The following is a 1,841-nucleotide window of genomic DNA, read 5'->3' as shown; positions in this document are numbered from 1 at the left end:
GGTCACGCCTTGTTTTGCTGTAATCACTGGTGCTTCTGTATCTTTTTCAGGTTTCTCTGGTTTGGTTGTACCACCATCGTTATCATCGCCACCTGTTGGTGGTTTTGTACCTCCTCCACCATCGTTACCGTCGCCGCCTGTTGGTGGTTTTGTATCTCCTCCGCCATTATTACCATCACTACCTGCTGGCGGCTTCACTTCTCCGCCACTAGAGTCTCCAGAAGCTGGTGGCTTTTTATCATTATTAATTGGCGGTATTGAATTATCGGCAATAGCCACTCCATCACTGATGCTTAGATCGCCACCAAATACAAAGTTCTTATTATCTGAGACAGAAGGATTATTGGTTGCTGATACAATTGAAGTATTCAAATCAGAAAAACGATTACTTGATTTATCACCGTCAATAACTGATGCTAAGTTTCGATCTGAATTTATAGCTGCGGTCGCAATTGAATCAGTTAAATCATCAAATTTCTTTTTGGTTTTGTTATTTTCAATGATTCCAGCTAAATTTTGATCCGAGCTACGTTTTGCATTATCAATGATTTCATCGAAATCATTGGTATTTAAATTTTCAGTTGTTTCATTCTTACTTTCATCTGTTTTTTCATCTTTCTTCTTTTCTTTTTCACTCTCTTTTTTCTTTTTAGATACTGATGCTGTTTTGCTGCTCTTTTTGTCTGAAGAAAAAAGCGAGCAGCCCGTAACTACCCCAATACTTAAGGTAGTAGCAGTAGTTGCGAGTAAAACTTTCTTAAAAATTTTCGAATAATCTAAAGGCATAATCAATTCCTCCCAATTACGTGACCAACACTTATAGTTGCTACAGATGTTGCAGAACTATTAGGTGCAGAATTATTGATTTTTTCGAGTAAATCTTTATTTCCAACTTTTTGAGCAAACTTTTTAGCTTCCTCAGATTTATTTAATTTCAAATAACTATTAACAATTATTCCTTCTCTTCTACCATCTAGTGGCACTTGATCTTTTAATTTAATAACTTCTTCATGTTTGTCATCTAATGCAGCAATTTCAAAATTAATTAGTGGATTTTTAGTTTTTAGTTCTTTTACTTTTTTCAAATTATCTACAGCTAAGTAATATGAAACTACTGATTCTGCAAAATCTTTCTCTAAGTCAATAGCCTTTTGTGCTTTACCGCTTAATAGATAAGTAAATAAAACCGCCTTTTTATCTTCTTTTCCAAGCTTTTTATAATCTACTTTATCAAACTCCAAGGCAGCATCTTGGTATTTTTGAACTGCAGATAGCCTTAATCCATTTACTAAATTTGTATTGATTTCTAAACTATTTGCATTATTTGCAGATGCAGCCTGTGAACTCTTCATAGTACTAAAAGCGAAACCTACTACTACGATTAAAACAATTGATGCGATTCCAATAATAGCGTACTTATATTTTTTCATATAATTTAAGATTCCTTTTTTATCAAGTTTTATTTTCTTATCTTGTTCAAAATTAGCTTTATTTGATGGCTTTGTTTCCTTATTTAAATTAATTTCGTCACTTTCTGATTTTCCTTTGGCTACTACTAATTTTTGTTTCTTTTGAGCTTCTTCTATTTTCTTCTCTTCCTCTATTCGACGTTTTCTTACTTCTTCAAGCTTTTTCTCCTCTATTTTTCTACGTGCCTCCGCTTCTTCTTGTTTTCTTACTTCTTCCTCTGCTTTTCTACGCGCTTCTGCTTCTACTTGTTTTCTTACTTCTTCCACTTTCTTACGCGCTTCCACTTCTTCTCGTTGCCTTAATTCTTCCTCTGCTTTTCTACGCGCTTCCGCTTCTTCTCGTTTCCTTAATTCTTCATCTGCTTTTCTAAT

General features: G+C 34.2%; 2 pseudogenes. Both read right to left on the bottom strand.

Features of this window, described 5'->3' with window-relative positions:
- Positions 1-786: pseudogene (locus V7038_RS28930) on the bottom strand (adhesin); the annotation flags it as partial.
- A 2-nt stretch (positions 787-788) separates the two neighbouring features.
- A pseudogene (locus tag V7038_RS28925) lies at positions 789-1,841 on the bottom strand (hypothetical protein); the annotation flags it as partial.

The organism is Bacillus sp. JJ783 (assembly GCF_036963225.1).
In the GTDB taxonomy this organism is placed as follows: domain Bacteria; phylum Bacillota; class Bacilli; order Bacillales; family Bacillaceae_G; genus Bacillus_A; species Bacillus_A cereus_U.
Note: the sequence above shows the minus strand (reverse complement) of the source record. Positions and strands in the feature narration are given on the sequence as shown.